The organism is Candidatus Nanosynbacter sp. HMT-352 (genome assembly GCF_021222645.1).
Classification (GTDB): Bacteria; Patescibacteriota; Saccharimonadia; order Saccharimonadales; family Saccharimonadaceae; genus Nanosynbacter.
Genome location: NZ_CP089520.1, coordinates 386,008 through 401,961 on the forward strand (window position 1 = coordinate 386,008; position 15,954 = coordinate 401,961).

The window sequence follows — 15,954 nt, forward strand, 5'->3', positions numbered from 1 at the left end:
ATTATAGCACGCTATTGACGACGTTGCATTGTCTCAATTAAGTGATTAATAAAATCAGCCAACGGCGGGAAAATGTCGGCGAATTGCCCCAAAATCCAAATCAACAGTGCGATCAACAGTGTTGCGCCCAAAGCACTCCCCAATCCAAAGAAAATTCCTCGAACAAAGTTCATCAAATAAACTTGGCGCCGGGATTTATGAAAATCAAAGAATAAATCTTCCAAAATCGCCCGACGCGCATCATTTTCATTATCGCGAACGACTTTTTTCACTAGCCTACTCGGCTGTTCTTTGACTGACTTTTTCATTCTTTTTTACCTTCTTCTTTGAGAAAAATTTTGAGAAAAATCCGCTCTTTGAAGCGAAGCCTTTGGCTAGTTCTACGCCAATTGAAACCGTACTTACAATTCCATTCAGACTAGCAATTCTCTGGCTTATAGCCTCCACGTTCTGCTGAGTTTGGCGAATTTGACGCGTTAATTTAATGATAGAAATTGTCATAGCAATCATCATGATGATAAAAATCACCATTAAAATCACTAATATAATAAGCAATCCATTCATGTTATTGATTATACATTATTTTAGACGATCCGTCAGATGGGCACGCAATTTATCACCAAAGTTAGGATCGCGAAGACCGAAGTCAATCACCGTCTTCAAATATTCCAATTTGTCGCCAGTATCATAATAAGTACCGTTCGTAATCTCTACGCCATAAAAATCAAATCCATCGTCAATCATTTGCTGCATAATTGGCTGAATCGTGAACTCGCCGTTGCCGTCAAAATCTTCCTTGGCTTTGTCTAGATAGCTAAAAATCTCACCCGGAAGTAAATAACTACTAACGCTCGCCAAATCAGAAGGCGCGTTCTCCTTGCCCGGCTTTTCAACGATATTCGTCATTTTTATAACGCCGTCTTTCACCCCTTGACCATTAATGACTCCATAACGATCAAATTCCGCATCATCGGTGATTTTCTTACATGACAGAACCGCTCCATCTAAGCTTTCTGATGCCTCGATCATCTGCTTGAAACGACTTGGGCTAGCCGCAATAAAGTCATCCGCAAACGTGTAAATCACAGGCTCGTCATGATGAATCAAATGCGAAGCACAAGCCAAAGGCGTTGCGTTGCCGTACGGGCCCTTCTGGCGGATATAAATAAAGTTCGCCATATCAGCTAAATTCTGCACCGCGTCAATGAACGGCTGTTTTTTAGGACCGCCAGCGCGCAAATTAGCCAAAAGTTCTTCATTCGGCTCATCAAAATGGTCCTCGATTGCTCGCTTATTCGCGCTACCGATAATAATGATATCTTTAATGCCAGCCTCAACTAATTCCTCGACGACGTATTGAATAATCGGCTTATCAATCAGCGGCAGCATCTCCTTTGGCATGGCTTTAGTTTGTGGCAAAAATCGTGTACCAAAACCGGCAGCGGCGATGATAGCTTTAGTTGGTTTTCTCATATTTCAGCTCCTATTCCCTATTATTTCAGCAATTCTAAAGTCTTTCGCGAATCAGTTTCTGAGCAAGACTTGGGTTGGCTTGACCCCTAGACTTCTTCATAACTTGCCCAACCAAATATCCAATAGCCTTATCTTTTCCAGCCTTGATGTCGGCAATTGACGCCGCCGAAGCTGGATCACTCAGAACTTCGTCAACGATTGCAGCAATCGCCGATTCATCAGAAACCTGCAATAAGTTCTTCTCCTCAGCAAGCTTGCGCGGGTCTGTTGCACCAGCCAACAGTTCGTTAAACAACTCCTTCGCATTCGTGCTGGAAACTTCAGACTTTTCTGTCATTTCAGCCAATTCTATCAAATCTTCAACCGCCACACGTATAGATTCACCGTCTGTTTGCGCGTCATCTTCGTCAGAAGCCGTCAATGCGCTCGCAAACCAATGTGCGACTCGCTTGGCAGAAGCCTCGCCAGACTTTTCCTGAACTTCCAATGTAATCTGGGCATAATCCTGATTAGACAAAAGCGAATTGATAACAGATTTATCCAAGTTTAGCGCGCTCCATTTTTCCCTATATTCACCCGGAAGCATCGGCACCTTGGACTGAATTTCAGCAATCACCTCGTCAGTCAACACAACTGGCGGAATATCTGGGTCTGGCATATAACGATAATCCTGAGCGTCCTCCTTTGACCTCTGAGAAATAGTTATCTGCTTGTCATCATTCCAGCCTCTGGTCTCCTGAACAACTTCTTCGCCACGTTCCAAGATATCGACTTGGCGCTTGAACTCATACTCAGCGGCTCGCTCGACACTGCGGAAAGAATTGAGATTCTTAATTTCAGCGCGCTTTCCAAGCTCCGTCGCGCCCTTTTTTGCTACTGAAATATTAACGTCAAATCTCATATTTCCGTGATACAAATTACCATAAGTCACACCCGCATAAACCATCAATTTATGAAGTTCCGAAACGTAAGCTTTAGCCTCCTCAGCCGAATGTATATCTGGCTCAGAAACAATCTCAATCAGCGGCGTGCCAGCGCGATTAAGATCAACCAACGAATAGCCGTCGTGATGTGTCAATTTACCAGCATCTTCCTCCATGTGAGCGTGGTCAATTCGCACACGTTTCAAAGAACCATCTTCCAGTGGCGCATCAACATATCCAGCCAAAATAATCGGATTATACATCTGTGAAGTCTGATAGCCCTTTGGCAAATCTGGATAAAAATAATGCTTTCGATCAAATCGGCTAACGTGCGCAATCGGCGAATTCAAAGCTTTTCCAGCGCGAACCGCCAACTCAACAGCGTGCTTATTCAAAACTGGCAACATCCCCGGCAAACCAAAGTCAATCTGATGCGTCTTACTATTCGGCTCAGCGTCGCGAGCGTCATTATCGGCCGGGCTAAATAGCTTGGTTTTTGTCGCTAACTGAACGTGGCATTCAATACCAATTGTCATTTCATAATCGTCATATACACTCATTATAATGCTCCCAAATCTTTTAATGCCTGTTCAAAACTCGCCATAGCTCGACGAAAACTCTGCGCCGTTACCGTTACGTTGGTTTCGTGGGCAATTTGATTACGCAATTTATGCGCCGCCCAAAGCCCATTTTCATCGCTCCAATATCCCTTGCGAGATTTCATGCGTTCGCCCATCGTTTCGCCAGCCACGCCACAGTCGCGCATAGCTTTGTCTAGCAATTTGTCCGCCTTCATTATCGCCATCTGCATACTTTCCGATTTTCTGGTTTCGACATTGCGCAAAATTTGCCGCCAAACCCTCTGGTACATTTCTTTGTCAATTTGACCGCGACCACGAGAAGTCAATTGAATGAAAATCATCAGCAAGGCGCCGATAGTCAACGCCGCAACAACTATCGCAACCATCAATCCGTCCATCAAATCTTCTCCACTTCCGAAACTAGCTTCAGCAGGTTCTTGTCCGACTTGTAATCGCCAATAAGCTGCACGCCAATTGGCAAACCTTCATCACTATTTCCAGCCGGCGCAGCAACTGCAGGAAGTCCAGCCAAACTTGCCGGCACGGTCATAATATCCGCCAAATACATTTTTATCGGATCGCTAGCATTCTCCCCAATCTTAAACGCAGGAGTCGGCGCGACCGGCATCAATAGCGCGTCATATTCGGTAAACAGCTTTTTGAACTCGTCAATCAACAACGTCCTGGCTTTTTGGGCCTGCATGTAGTAAGCATCAAAGAATCCACTTGACAATACAAAACTTCCTATCATGATTCGTCGCTTATTCTCGGTCATAAATCCTTCATTTCGACTGCGACCGTAAAGTTCCGCTAAAGTTTTTACTTCCGCCGCTCGATGTCCGTATCGCACGCCGTCATATCGCGCCAAATTTGAGGACAATTCCGCCGGCACAATTATGTAGTACATCGCCAGAGAATGTTGCATCATACTCAAATCCACTTCTTCAATTTCGTAGCCAAGCTGCTTCAATTTCTCCGCATAATCAAGCGTTTTTTGGCGGACTTCCGCGTCCACGTCATCAGTCATACACTGTTTGACTAGACCTATCTTTTTCTTTGCAAATTCTGGCTGATTATTCCAGAAATCAGGCAAAGTCGTCATATCTTTATCATCGCGACCAGCCATAATTTCCATCACCAAGTCAGCATCTTTTGCGCTCGTAGCGAAACAACCGATCGTGTCCGTGCTTGATGCCATCGCCACTACGCCATAACGACTAACCGCCCCATAAGTCGGCTTAATTCCAACTACTCCGTTAAAGCTGGCTGGCTGACGAATCGAACCACCAGTATCCGTGCCAAGCGCAAATGGAACCACGTCAAGCGCCGTAACTACCGCTGATCCGCCAGATGATCCACCAGCAACTCGCGTTTCATCCGCAGCATTCTTAGTTGGGCCGAATGCCGAGTTTTCCGTCGAACCGCCGTGCGCAAAAGCATCCAAATTTGCCTTGCCAATGCAAATCGCGCCTTCCGCTTCCAATTTCTCAACAGCCGTCGCCTGTAATGGTGTATTAAAGTTTTCTAACATTTTTGAAGCGGCAGTCGTTGGCGCACCAAACGCCAAAAAATTGTCCTTCACAACAAATGGCACGCCCGCCAATCGCCCAGAAATCTCGCCAGCATCAACCTTGGCTGCACGCTCCAGCGCACGCTCTTCCGTCAAGCTAAGCAGTGCATTATACTCCTCAATTTCACGCGCTCGTCGCAATGCTTCTTTTACGTTCTCGACCGCGCTCTTGCCGATAAAATCACTAATCTTACTCATTACAATACCTGCGGAACTTTCACTTGATTATTCTGTTTTTCTGGCGCCAAATCGAGCAACTTCTCAACAGGAATCCCCGCTTGAACTTCATCTTCGCGCCAGACATTGCTCAGTCCCGTAACTTGATAAGTCGGCTCAATGCCCGACACGTCAAGCTCGCCTAACTGCTCAATATAACCAATTATATTTTCCAAATCTTGGCGCAGTCCGTCAGTTTCGTCATCAGTCAATGCCAGACTACTCAAACTCGCCAAGTGCTGAATGTCGCTGGTAGAAATAGTTATCATATCAATATTATACCACTAAAAAAAGTCGCTCATCAAAGTGAGCGACTTTATTCTTCTCTAGGTTTTATTACATTGAGTAATCTTTATATCGGCTAGTGTAGTCTAATTGAGAAGGCTTTACTGCACTACCCGTGTTGTGTGCCTTAACGGCAATTGTAATAGCGCCAGTCAACAATACGACAGAAGAAGCCACAATCAGCATCAAAGACAAAGCCTTTGACATGTTACGTCCTTTGACAATTTGGCAAATAAAGTAAGCACCAGTAGCAACAATTGCAAGCGCTAACGCGTACGGCAAGAACTCACCCAAGTACAGACTCTTGTAGAATTCACCACCGCCACTAACGCCGATAAATAGCAACGAGTTGATCAAAATGCTCACCAATCGAGCAGCTAAGTCGACAGCTGGGATAATCAAAACAGCCAAACCACCATAAGTTACCAACTTGTAAGCTGTTCGCTTTGTGTAGCCTTCACGCTCTGGGACAGCCTTTGATACGCGTGAGAATAAAACTAGCGACAATACGGCCAAAAGCACGGCAAATACTGACGCCGCAACAATTCCCGTTCCTTGAGTCACCATTGATGGGGCGAAAAATCCGCCAACACTTCTTAATAATATTGAAGTTGAATTTGTCCACAAACCAAACACCTTAGTTATGATGTCAATCAGCAATAATATTGAAATAACTGCTGAACCCATTGCTAAAGCGTATTCCAAAGTTAGCATCTTTGCTTTGCCCTTGTTCGGATCTTCATATGCGTATTGTGGATATGCCTGGTAGGCATTTGGTTGCATCGGCATTTCTGGTTGCGCGATGTTTGCTGGCTGTGGTTGTTCTTTTGTTGCCATAATTCCTCCTAATCTAATAATATTTTTTATTCTACATTGTATGACGGATTTCTGCAATTAAATCACGCAGTTCTGCCGCTTTTTCAAATTCCAAATTGGCACTATGCAACTCCATTTGCGCTGTCAAATCTTTAATCAAAGCCGGATATTCATCTTTTGGAATTTTCTTCAAGTTGAGCTTTGGCTTTTTATCAGATTCTTTTTGCGGAATAATCGAACGCAAACCGTCGTCAATTTTCTTCTGAATAGTTTGCGGCGTAATATTATGCTCTTCGTTATATTTCTGCTGGATCGCTCGACGTCGATTCGTTTCGTCAATTGCTCGACGCATACTATCCGTAACATTGTCTCCATACATAATAACTCGCCCATCAACGTGCCGCGCCGCCCGCCCAATCGTCTGAATCAGTGCCTGCTCACTACGCAAAAAACCTTCTTTATCAGCGTCCATAATTGCTACCAAACTGACCTCCGGAAGGTCCAGACCTTCACGCAATAGATTAATTCCAACCAGCACATCATACGTTCCAAGTCGCAAATCTTTCAGAATATCACCACGTTCCAGCGTATCAATTTCGCTATGCAAATACGCTGTCTTCACGCCGTTTTCCGTCAAATAAGCGCTCAAGTCCTCCGCCATTCGCTTGGTTAATGTCGTCACCAACACGCGATGACCTTTTGCAATCGTCTGGCGAATTTCCTCCATCAAATCATCAACCTGTCCGTCGGTCGGTCGAACTTCAATCGGCGGATCAAGCAACCCAGTCGGTCGAATAAGCTGCTCAGCTGGCTTTGGCGAGTGAGAAAGTTCATAATCTCCTGGCGTAGCAGAAACATAAATTGCCTGATGAATATGCTGATTGAACTCATCAAATCGAAGTGGGCGATTGTCCAGCGCGCTCGGAAGACGAAAACCATGCTCAACCAAAACTTCCTTACGAGCTCGATCACCGTTATACATTCCTCGAACTTGCGGCAATGTCATATGCGATTCGTCAACCAAAAGTAGCCAATCGTCCGGAAAATAATCAATCAAAGTCGCAGGCTGTTCACCCGGCTCTCGGTCGGTCAAATAGCGCGAATAGTTCTCGATTCCCTTCACAAAACCAGTTTCCTTCAACATCTCCAAGTCATATTTGGTACGCTGACTTAGCCTTTGCGCTTCTAAAAACTTGTCATTGTCCTCAAACCATTTCAGCCGTTGATTAAACTCATTCTCAATTCCAACAATCGCTTTTTCAATTCGCTCACGCGGCGTCGAATAGTGGCTGGATGGGAAAATTGTCAATTGATCTGGACGATCCAAAATCTCGCCAGTCAAAGGGTCGATCTTCGTCAGCCGCTCAATTTCATCACCAAAGAATTCCACGCGAACCGCAATATCTTGACCCGCCGGAAAAATATCCACAACATCGCCGCGCACCCGAAAAGTTCCTCGCGCAAAATCGATGTCGTTGCGCTTATACTGAATGTCGGTCAATAAGCGGATAAACTTGTCCTGAACTCGGCGCTCGCCAACGGTTAATTTAATAGCCATATCGGCGTAAGTTTCTGGCGAACCAATGCCGTAAATACAGCTCACACTCGCCACAATAATTACATCGCGGCGCGTAAGCAGCGCGGAAGTTGCCGCGTGCCTAAGCCGATCAATCTCGTCGTTGATTTTCGAATCTTTCTCTATATAAGTGTCGCTTGAAGCGATGTACGCTTCTGGCTGGTAGTAGTCAAAATAGCTAACAAAATAATGGACTTCATTGTCCGGAAAAAATTCCTTAAACTCAGAAAAAAGTTGTGCCGCCAAAGTCTTATTGTGAGCCAAAACCAGCGTCGGCACATTGCGCTTGGCAATAATATTCGCCATCGTAAACGTCTTGCCTGAACCAGTTACGCCCAGCAAAGTTTGCTCGCGCTGACCTTTTTCCAAACCATCGACTAATTGAGCAATTGCTCGCGGCTGATCACCCGTGGGCTGATATGAAGAAGAGAGGCGAAATTTATTCACCTCTCTATTTTACTATATTTATGAAAACTAGTCTTGATTATAAGTTTGAGACGAGCCAGAAACTTCACATTTGCCGTCAACCAAGCGACTCGGAACCAATGCCAACTTCAAGTCTGAGCACGGCATGTCACCTTGCTGCATGCTCGCAACAATTGCAATTTCACTAGTGCCGTTCTTTGGTCCGATAATAGTATAAGCGTTCGTCAAGCCATATACTGCCGCATATTTTCCGTATGCACGATCGATGATTGGCTCATACACAGAACCTTCACGTTCTGGGATTGACTGACCGACCTTAGACTTCAAGAGCTTCTTCAAAGAACTGTCAATATCCAATTTATCAACATCACTTACTGAAGTTAAGCGAACGCCCGTGCCGTCGCCTTTGGTTTGGAAATCTTTATCTTTGTACATAGCGCCAGCAATTATCCAAGTAGCCATAACGACAATGATTATACTCATAACAATCACCGCCACGATCAGCCACTTATTAGCCGTTGATTTATTTTCCATAAAACCTCCATTTAGATTGTGCTTTGATTTTATATAACCAATTATCTGCCATCAACGTATTGTAACCATAGGCATTTTATGATATAGTAATAAAGTTAAAATCATAAAATAAAAAGGACAATAATGACACCGAAAAATGTTTGTATTCCGCGCGAATTACAGCTTCAGGCTGCTATGTTCAGATTAGGAAAAGTCGATGATGAAATTCATGCTGGCTATGAAATTCTCCAAAAATATCATAAAACCGTGACTTTTTTTGGATCAGCCAGGATAACTGAAGATAACGAATATTACCAAAAAGCCAAAGACTTAGCATTTCAATTAGCTAAAGAAGGCTACACAATCATCACTGGCGGCGGTGGCGGAATTATGGAAGCAGCAAACCGCGGCGCTATGGAAGCTGGCGGAAAATCAGTCGGATTCAACATTCGCTTGCCACACGAACAATCTCTAAACAGCTATACGACAGACTCATTCGCCTTCACCCACTTCGCACCACGAAAAATAGTTATGACACTTCTGGCTGATGCGTATGTTTGTTTCCCTGGCGGATTCGGCACAATGGACGAAATTTGCGAGATTATCACATTGACACAAACTAAGAAGATGGCGCCAGTACCAATTATCCTGTTTGATAAAAAATTCTGGGGTAAATGGGATGATTTTGTTCGCGACAACATGCTACCAAACAAGCTAATATCTGACGGCGATGAAAAAACCTACACAATCACCGAAGATATTACGGAAGTAGTTGGGCTAATTAAGAATCAGCGAACTTGTTGCGACCGATAATTATTTCTTAGGTTTCGGCTCAATCCAACAAATTCCACCCTGACAAACCACTCGCTCTACAGCTGGATTATATGTGCGCGGGTGGTTTTTATATCGGCGCGTAATCTCAAATCCCAGACCTCGCTTGCCATACGTTGTTTGCTGCTTTCCAAGAGGCAACTGGCAATGATAATTATTTATAATGTCAATTGGATTAAACGAAATCACCTGACCATCAACATCCAAAAGCACCCATTCTGAAGCTTTGAACGGCGCCCACTCATTTACCTTTGGTGCGATAACCATCAAAGATTGATAAATCTCCTCTGCCGTGGCATTTGACGGATCGAGGCCTAAAGAGCGAATAATCGAATGTGCTCTAGCCAATATCTCCGCAATCAATCGCACATCGCTATCGTCCCTAGTCATCTGCCTGAGCTCGGTTAATGCTCGACGCTTTTTCACGTCACCGCCCAACAATTTTCCCAAATTTTGCGCCATTATAATTCCCTTTCTTGAATTGGCATAGCATGAAGCACTGTGCCAGCATATAAAATTCCAGCCTTTGCTCCAATTTTCATAACCACCGAACTAGCATTCGCACTGCCCATAATCACAGAGTTTTTCAAATTGCCGCTTCGCGCCCATTCACTCAAAAATCCCGACGCAAACGCATCTCCAGCGCCAGTTCTGTCAATTGACGGCCTGTCGTCGTACATCAGCGCTCGTACGATCGTTTTTCCGTCGCTTGCAATTGAGCCATTTACTCCATCCGTCACCAAAACGACCGGAACTAATCTCAAACCTCTTCTAACCAAGGTTTCCAAATCCTCACCAGACACCAATTGCTGCATTTCTTCTTTGTTCAGAGTTAAAACGTCAACATCAGACAAAAGTCCCAGCAATTTATCTTTTTGCGCCAGCTCTTTCTTTCCAGGATTAAAACAGATCTTCATATCGCGACGCTTGGCTTGTTGGAATAATTTGTGAAGCATCGGCATATTTCCCGCCAAAGTTGAAACGTATAGCCAATCCGCGTCCTCTTCAGATAAATCAAAATCCGCCTCATGATAATGCGTTGAAGCACCACGGTATGTTAAAATTGTCCGCTCGCCATTTGAAGCCAATAATAACACCGAATATCCCGTACTGTATTTTGGCGAATATCGCACCAAATGCGTGTCGATATTTTCCTTATCCAAATCTGCAATTACCGCTTGCCCCGCCGGGTCGTGACCAATTGCTCCCATAAAGCTAGCGTAATGTCCTTGCCTGGAAAACGTTACCGCGGCGTTTGTAGCTCCACCACCAGTCGAGAAATGAATCTGGTTTACGTCGGCTTTCGCCCCCAAATCTAGTCGCGCAAAACAGTGTTCTGGACTTTCACAAACTGGCGTCAGTGCATCCGATTGACTTAAAAATACGTCTTGAATCGCCGCACCAACGGTGATAATTTTTGCCATCAAACCACCGCCTTTCGCACGGAATTAAATGCCTTAATCTTTGATTCCACTACTTCCTGTACAGCGGCATAAACTGGCGGCATTAATTTAACAATAGCGTACTCATTTGGATTTTCTCGTAAGGTTTTCTCCAAAGTCGTTCGGAAAGCATAGCGCATATCAGAATTAATATTAATCTTAGAAACGCCAATTTTCGCAGCGTCCTCAAAATAATGTAGCGGCGTGCCAGACCCACCGTGCAACGAAATCTGGCAATAAATCGCCTCACGAATGTCAGCCAATAAATCCAAATCCAACACTTTCGGAACTGGATATTTGCCATGCAAATTGCCAATCGCCGCCGCAAAAGTGTCAATTCCAGTCGCCTCGACAAACGCACGCGCACCCTCTGGTGTAGAGAAAGTCTTTTTTATCTCCTCGTAATTTATATCTTCCGTATGAACATTTGAACTTCCGCCAAAATAATGCGGCTCAGATTCCACTAGTGCGCCAGTAAACTTGGCATATTCAACAACTTCACGAGTCTTCGCAATAATCTCCTCATCCGAAGCATCGTGATTCGCCTGAGAAATGTCAATATGTATAAACTCGTATCCAGCATCAATCGCTCGCTTACAGCCTTCAACTGTCGGACCGTGGTCCAAATTCAAGTACATTTCAATTCCGTACTCAGCTTTATAATTGTCCACCAAATCACGAACGTTCTCTAGACCCATAGCCTTCACTTCGGCGTCAGAAACCTCAACCAACACTGGCGATTGGAGCTTTTGTGCCGCCCGCGCCACCGCAATTAGCGTCTCTTGATTGTCAATATTAAATGCCCCAACCGCAAAACGCTGCGCCCGTGTTCGCTGCATTAAATGACGCGCCCGCGTCGTGTTTTTCCGAATCTCTGAAATCGATAATCCCATACTGCCCCCTAAAATACTTATGGTAATTATATCAATTACTGCCCGATATGCCAAGAGAATTGACATCATGTTGTTTTGGTGGTAATATAAAATGGCTTTTGCTCAAAGTTCGTCGAGGGGCAAAAGAGCCCTTTAGCTTTGAGCTCAAAAAAGGAGAGCTAAGGTGAACCCTGTAGTCAAGATAACAGCCTTCGCAGGCAAATTATTCTTGTTTGCCATCGTCCTACTATGCATAGCATGGTTGGCAACACTCGACTACTTTCGCGTAGCCTACGGGCTGCCGGAGGCACTAACGTTTATGTTAGTGAGCCTCGCGTTCTTTGCGCTCATCTGCAGTATGGTATATCATGACCGCGAATGACGCACCCCCGTCAGGACTACCGCTTTGAGGTCTATTAGATCTTGGCAGTAGCTCCTGGCGGGTTTTTCACTGGAGAAAATCAACAACACTGTGAGTAATTGAATCAACGTCCAGGCCATGCTTTTTCCATAATTCAGACATTTTGCCCGACTCGCCAAATGTATCATTAACACCAATTCGCTTCATCTTCACCGGCAAATTCTCACTAAGAACTTCTGCCACACTTGAGCCAAATCCACCAGTAATCTGCCCCTCTTCCGCCGTAATGACAGCTTGGCATTTTTGAGCCGCATCAAGCACAGCACCCTCGTCCAGCGGCTTAATCGTCGGAAAATGAATCACCTCCGCCTGAATGTCATATTCATTCGCCAGTTTTTCCGCTGCCAACAACAATTGATAAGTCATCACGCCAGTTCCAAACAAGGCAACATCTTTGCCGCGCCTCAACGTATAGCTTTTTCCAATCTCAAAAGTAGATTGATTTAGGAATAACGCCGTTTTTTCTCTTGGCAATCTTACGTAGTTTGGGCGTTTATCTCCAGCCATTGCCGCCGCCATTAGCTTGGCCTCATTAGCATCACCGGGCGCCAAAACCACCATATTAGGCAAACTTCTCATCAGCGCAATATCTTCCAGCATTTGATGTGTCGCACCGTCCGGACCGACATTAAGCCCCGCATGAGAACCGACCAGCTTGACCGGCTGATTATTTAAGCAAATCGTCGTGCGAATCTGCTCCCAGTTGCGACCCGGGCTAAACGCCGCATAACTGGCTGCAAAAGGAATATTACCCATAGCCGCCAGTCCAGACGCCACGGTTACCAAATTTTGCTCCGCCACGCCAACTTCAATTGCCCGCGGATGTCCAATTTCTTTATCAAATTGACCAAAGCCAACACTTTCCATTAAATCCGCACTCAGCGCCACCACCAAATTATTCTTCTTCGCAATATCAACCAAGCCTTCGCCAAAACCAACGCGAATTGCCGCAAGTTCTGAATTCTGCCAATTTTCCATTAAGAAACTCATTCACCACTCCCTTCACTTAATTGAGAAAGCGCCTGATTTGCCTGATCGGCGTTAGGAGATTTTCCATGCCAATGGTAGTCATATTCCATAAAATCAACACCACGACCAGGAACTGTATGTGCAATTATCACACTAGGCTGACGAGAGATCTTAGCCTTATCAATCGCCTGAATTATCGACGAATGATTATGCCCGTCAATCTCCTGCACATCCCAGCCAAAACTTCGCCATTTGTCCGCCAAATCACCTAACGGCATCACCTTTTCCGTATCGCCACCAATCTGAATATTATTTCGATCAATAATCGTAATCAAATTCGACAAATTATATTTTTTTGCAAACATCGCCGCTTCCCAAATATTCCCCTCGTCAAGCTCGCCATCACCCAAGCTGCAGTAAACGAATCGCTCAGAATTGCCGCCCAAATATTGTAGTGAATACGCCATGCCGGCCGCCTGACTTAGACCGCACCCCAAAGGACCGCTAGTCGTTTCAATTCCCGGTAAACTGCCGCGTTCTGGATGACCTTGAAGCTTGGAACCAAATTTTCGCAAATTAGCCAACTCTTTTTTATCGAAAAATCCCCGCTCCGCCAGCGTGGCATATAAAAGTGGCGCATAATGACCGTTGCTCATCACGAAAATATCCCGATCTTCCCAATTAGGATTCTCAGGATCTAGTTGCATGGCGTGAAAATATAAAACCGCCATAACGTCAGCAAAACCCAAACACCCAGCAGAATGACCCGAACTAGCCGCCGATAATTCGCGAATAACAGATCGACGTAATTTCTGTGATATTTTCTTCAATTTCACTATTTGGTCGACATTCATTAAAGCACACTCGTTTTATTAATCTCCTGCTGCAATCTGGAGAAAATAGCACGAGGATCTGATGATTTCTGAATAACGCCGCCAACGTTCAGAACGTTGACACCGCCCTGAACCAAACTGTACGCATTATCTACAGCCACTCCACCATCCCAACCGATTTCTACATTGGGATTAATAGCTTTAATAAGTCGTATTTTTTCTAGTTGCATAAGACTAGCAGTTCCGCCAAATCGCCCTAACTCACCGCTAAAAATCATCACATGATCTGCTAACTTTATCAATTCCTCAACCGTTCGCGGAACCGTCGGCTTTAGTAGCGCTAATCCCGCCATAATTCCAGCTTGACGAATCTGCATAAGCGCAGTCTTCACATCCCCCGTCGCCTCTGCGTGAATAATAATCATATGCGGCCTTAAGGCAATCAACTTCGGAACATACTCAGCAACATCATTAACCATTGCGTGAATATCAATCATCCAACCCTCCGGCGCCCACAATTCAGGAATTCCAACAGTCAAAGTTGGAGCAAATTCGCCATCAGAAATATCAATATGCACACGCTCAACAAGCCCAGTTATCTTATCAACCTGCTCTTTATATTGTTCGGCATTTTCTGCCAAAATTGCCGGTGCGATTACAGAATTACTCATGACAATTCATCCAATTGCGCATTACGCCTATTAAATCGCGGGGCATTCGCATAGGGGGTGTTCAGCCATGTTTCCACAATTCCCTTCCATGCTGATTCGTTATCTTCCAAAACTCGCGCAGGCAAACATAAAACATTCGAATCGTTATCTTGGCGCGTCATTTTTGCCTCAAACGCATCCCAAATCACGCTAGCTCGGATTCCCTTAAAGCGGTTCGCCGCCATACACATTCCCTGTCCACCGCCGCAAATTAATATCGCACGCGGATCTTCGCTATCATCGCCAATAACCTTCAACGCCGCCGCCTGCGCAAATTGCGGAAAATCGTCATCAGGATTTAATTCTACACCGCCAACGTCTTGCACGTCATAGCCATTCTTAACCAAATAGGCAAAAACTTTTTCTTTCAGCATAAAACCGCGGTGATCGGAACCTAGATAAATCTTCATACTTCTTATTATAATGGTTATGCTTGATTCTGCAAATAATATCCGACGTCAGCTACCAACTCGACCAAGCGGTTAGAATAGCCCCACTCATTGTCATACCAAACCATAACCTTGATCAGATTACCACCAACTACCTTCGTCAACGGAAGATCGACAATCCCCGAATATGAATTACCGATAAAATCACGGCTCACCAAAGGTTCCTCAGAAACACCCAAAATGCCTTGATAGAAATTACTCTGGGCGGCTTTTTTGAACGCGTCATTTACCTGCTCGACAGTTACATCTTTCCTAAGAAGCGCCGTCACGTCGCTAAGCGACACCACTGGAGTCGGTACACGCACGCTAAGCCCGTCAAATTTTCCAGTTAATTGCGGTAAGGTTTTAGTTACAGCAATTGCGGCGCCAGTCGTAGTCGGGACAATGTTTTCGGCAGCGTTGCGACCTTCTCTAAGATCCTTGGATGGCGCATCTTGAAGCTTTTGGCTAGCCGTATAGCTATGCACCGTCGTTAACATTGACTTTTCAACGCCAAACTCCGCATCCAAAATCGCCATAACCGCGCCCAGAGAATTGGTCGTACAACTAGCATTAGACACGATTGGTGTCGCGTTTTTTACCTTGTCATCGTTAGTTCCTAAAACAATTGTATCGACTCCCTCAGACTTCGTCGGACCACTGATAACCACACGCTTTGCACCAGCCGTTAAGTGCTTGCCCGCGCCATCTTTATCGGTGAAAAATCCTGTCGATTCAATCACCACATCAATATTCAAATCTCGCCACGGCAGATTTTCTGGATCTTTCTCAGCCAGCACCTTAACCGACTTACCTTCAATAATCAGCTCGTTTTCCGTAAAATCAACTTGACGTCCGTACTCACCGTAATTGCTATCATGCTTCAACAAATACGCCAAAGTTTTCGTGTCAGTTAAATCATTGATCGCGACAATTTCTAAGTCACTTCGCTCGTTAGCAATCTTAAACGCATTGCGTCCGATTCGCCCGAAGCCGTTAATTGCTATTCTTGTTACAGCCATATCGCCCTCCCTGTTAGATATTTTCGCTTTAGCTTTTCTTAATTATA

19 protein-coding genes are annotated in these 15,954 nt (G+C 44.9%); 1 reads left to right on the forward strand and 18 read right to left on the reverse strand.

The window, feature by feature from the left end; genetic code table 11:
- Window positions 1–11: 11 nt before the first annotated feature.
- The 10 genes from LR957_RS02040 to LR957_RS02085 all read right to left on the reverse strand — a co-directional run bounded on the left by LR957_RS02040 (window position 12) and on the right by LR957_RS02085 (window position 8,400).
- A complete protein-coding gene (locus tag LR957_RS02040; RefSeq protein ID WP_232272700.1) occupies window positions 12–308 on the reverse strand; it encodes a DUF5665 domain-containing protein in 297 nt (98 codons plus the stop codon).
- The gene (locus LR957_RS02045) at window positions 277–564 is read right to left on the reverse strand and encodes a hypothetical protein (RefSeq protein WP_232272701.1); all 288 of its coding nucleotides are present in this window, start codon (window positions 562–564) and stop codon (window positions 277–279) included. Before LR957_RS02045 ends, LR957_RS02040 begins: the two co-directional genes overlap by 32 nt.
- Window positions 565–579: 15 nt before the next feature.
- The gene (locus tag LR957_RS02050; protein ID WP_232272702.1) at window positions 580–1,473 is read right to left on the reverse strand and encodes a UTP--glucose-1-phosphate uridylyltransferase; all 894 of its coding nucleotides are present in this window, start codon (window positions 1,471–1,473) and stop codon (window positions 580–582) included.
- Window positions 1,474–1,507: 34 nt separating this feature from the next.
- Entirely contained in the window at window positions 1,508–2,956 is a 1,449-nt protein-coding gene (gatB, locus tag LR957_RS02055) for an Asp-tRNA(Asn)/Glu-tRNA(Gln) amidotransferase subunit GatB (protein ID WP_232272703.1), read from the reverse strand.
- A complete protein-coding gene (locus LR957_RS02060) occupies window positions 2,956–3,375 on the reverse strand; it encodes a hypothetical protein (protein WP_178142983.1) in 420 nt (139 codons plus the stop codon). Before LR957_RS02060 ends, gatB begins: the two co-directional genes overlap by 1 nt.
- Window positions 3,375–4,745, reverse strand: coding sequence for an Asp-tRNA(Asn)/Glu-tRNA(Gln) amidotransferase subunit GatA (gene gatA / locus LR957_RS02065; protein WP_232272704.1), 1,371 nt, complete (start codon window positions 4,743–4,745; stop codon window positions 3,375–3,377). Before gatA ends, LR957_RS02060 begins: the two co-directional genes overlap by 1 nt.
- Complete coding sequence (gene gatC, locus LR957_RS02070) at window positions 4,745–5,032, reverse strand: Asp-tRNA(Asn)/Glu-tRNA(Gln) amidotransferase subunit GatC (protein WP_232272705.1); 288 nt, start codon at window positions 5,030–5,032, stop codon at window positions 4,745–4,747. Before gatC ends, gatA begins: the two co-directional genes overlap by 1 nt.
- Window positions 5,033–5,099: 67 nt before the next feature.
- Window positions 5,100–5,885, reverse strand: coding sequence for a hypothetical protein (locus tag LR957_RS02075; protein WP_232272706.1), 786 nt, complete (start codon window positions 5,883–5,885; stop codon window positions 5,100–5,102).
- Window positions 5,886–5,916: 31 nt separating this feature from the next.
- A complete protein-coding gene (gene uvrB, locus LR957_RS02080) occupies window positions 5,917–7,887 on the reverse strand; it encodes an excinuclease ABC subunit UvrB (RefSeq protein ID WP_232272707.1) in 1,971 nt (656 codons plus the stop codon).
- A gap of 27 nt (window positions 7,888–7,914) precedes the next feature.
- Window positions 7,915–8,400 (reverse strand): hypothetical protein, encoded by a 486-nt coding sequence (locus tag LR957_RS02085; RefSeq protein WP_232272708.1) that lies wholly within the window; start codon window positions 8,398–8,400, stop codon window positions 7,915–7,917.
- 123 nt (window positions 8,401–8,523) lie between these two features.
- Between LR957_RS02085 and LR957_RS02090 the strand changes: the two genes are divergently transcribed.
- Window positions 8,524–9,192 carry an LOG family protein gene (locus LR957_RS02090; RefSeq protein WP_232272709.1) on the forward strand — a complete coding sequence of 223 codons (669 nt, stop codon included), beginning with the start codon at window positions 8,524–8,526 and terminating at the stop codon, window positions 9,190–9,192.
- Here LR957_RS02090 and LR957_RS02095 read toward each other — a convergent pair whose 3' ends face one another.
- The 8 genes from LR957_RS02095 to gap all read right to left on the reverse strand — a co-directional run bounded on the left by LR957_RS02095 (window position 9,193) and on the right by gap (window position 15,907).
- Complete coding sequence (locus tag LR957_RS02095; protein ID WP_232272710.1) at window positions 9,193–9,672, reverse strand: hypothetical protein; 480 nt, start codon at window positions 9,670–9,672, stop codon at window positions 9,193–9,195.
- Window positions 9,672–10,634, reverse strand: a complete 963-nt coding sequence (locus tag LR957_RS02100; protein WP_232272711.1) for a carbohydrate kinase family protein — start codon at window positions 10,632–10,634, stop codon at window positions 9,672–9,674. The genes LR957_RS02095 and LR957_RS02100 overlap by 1 nt, the downstream gene beginning before the upstream one ends.
- Complete coding sequence (locus tag LR957_RS02105; protein ID WP_232272712.1) at window positions 10,634–11,545, reverse strand: class II fructose-bisphosphate aldolase; 912 nt, start codon at window positions 11,543–11,545, stop codon at window positions 10,634–10,636. Before LR957_RS02105 ends, LR957_RS02100 begins: the two co-directional genes overlap by 1 nt.
- 427 nt (window positions 11,546–11,972) lie before the next feature.
- Window positions 11,973–12,935, reverse strand: a complete 963-nt coding sequence (locus LR957_RS02110) for a transketolase family protein (RefSeq protein ID WP_232272713.1) — start codon at window positions 12,933–12,935, stop codon at window positions 11,973–11,975.
- Complete coding sequence (locus LR957_RS02115; RefSeq protein ID WP_232272714.1) at window positions 12,932–13,768, reverse strand: transketolase; 837 nt, start codon at window positions 13,766–13,768, stop codon at window positions 12,932–12,934. Before LR957_RS02115 ends, LR957_RS02110 begins: the two co-directional genes overlap by 4 nt.
- Window positions 13,768–14,418, reverse strand: coding sequence for a ribulose-phosphate 3-epimerase (locus LR957_RS02120; protein WP_232272715.1), 651 nt, complete (start codon window positions 14,416–14,418; stop codon window positions 13,768–13,770). The genes LR957_RS02115 and LR957_RS02120 overlap by 1 nt, the downstream gene beginning before the upstream one ends.
- The gene (locus tag LR957_RS02125) at window positions 14,415–14,867 is read right to left on the reverse strand and encodes an RpiB/LacA/LacB family sugar-phosphate isomerase (protein ID WP_232272716.1); all 453 of its coding nucleotides are present in this window, start codon (window positions 14,865–14,867) and stop codon (window positions 14,415–14,417) included. The genes LR957_RS02120 and LR957_RS02125 overlap by 4 nt, the downstream gene beginning before the upstream one ends.
- A gap of 17 nt (window positions 14,868–14,884) precedes the next feature.
- Window positions 14,885–15,907, reverse strand: a complete 1,023-nt coding sequence (gene gap, locus LR957_RS02130; protein WP_232272717.1) for a type I glyceraldehyde-3-phosphate dehydrogenase — start codon at window positions 15,905–15,907, stop codon at window positions 14,885–14,887.
- Between the last annotated feature and the right edge of the window lie 47 nt (window positions 15,908–15,954).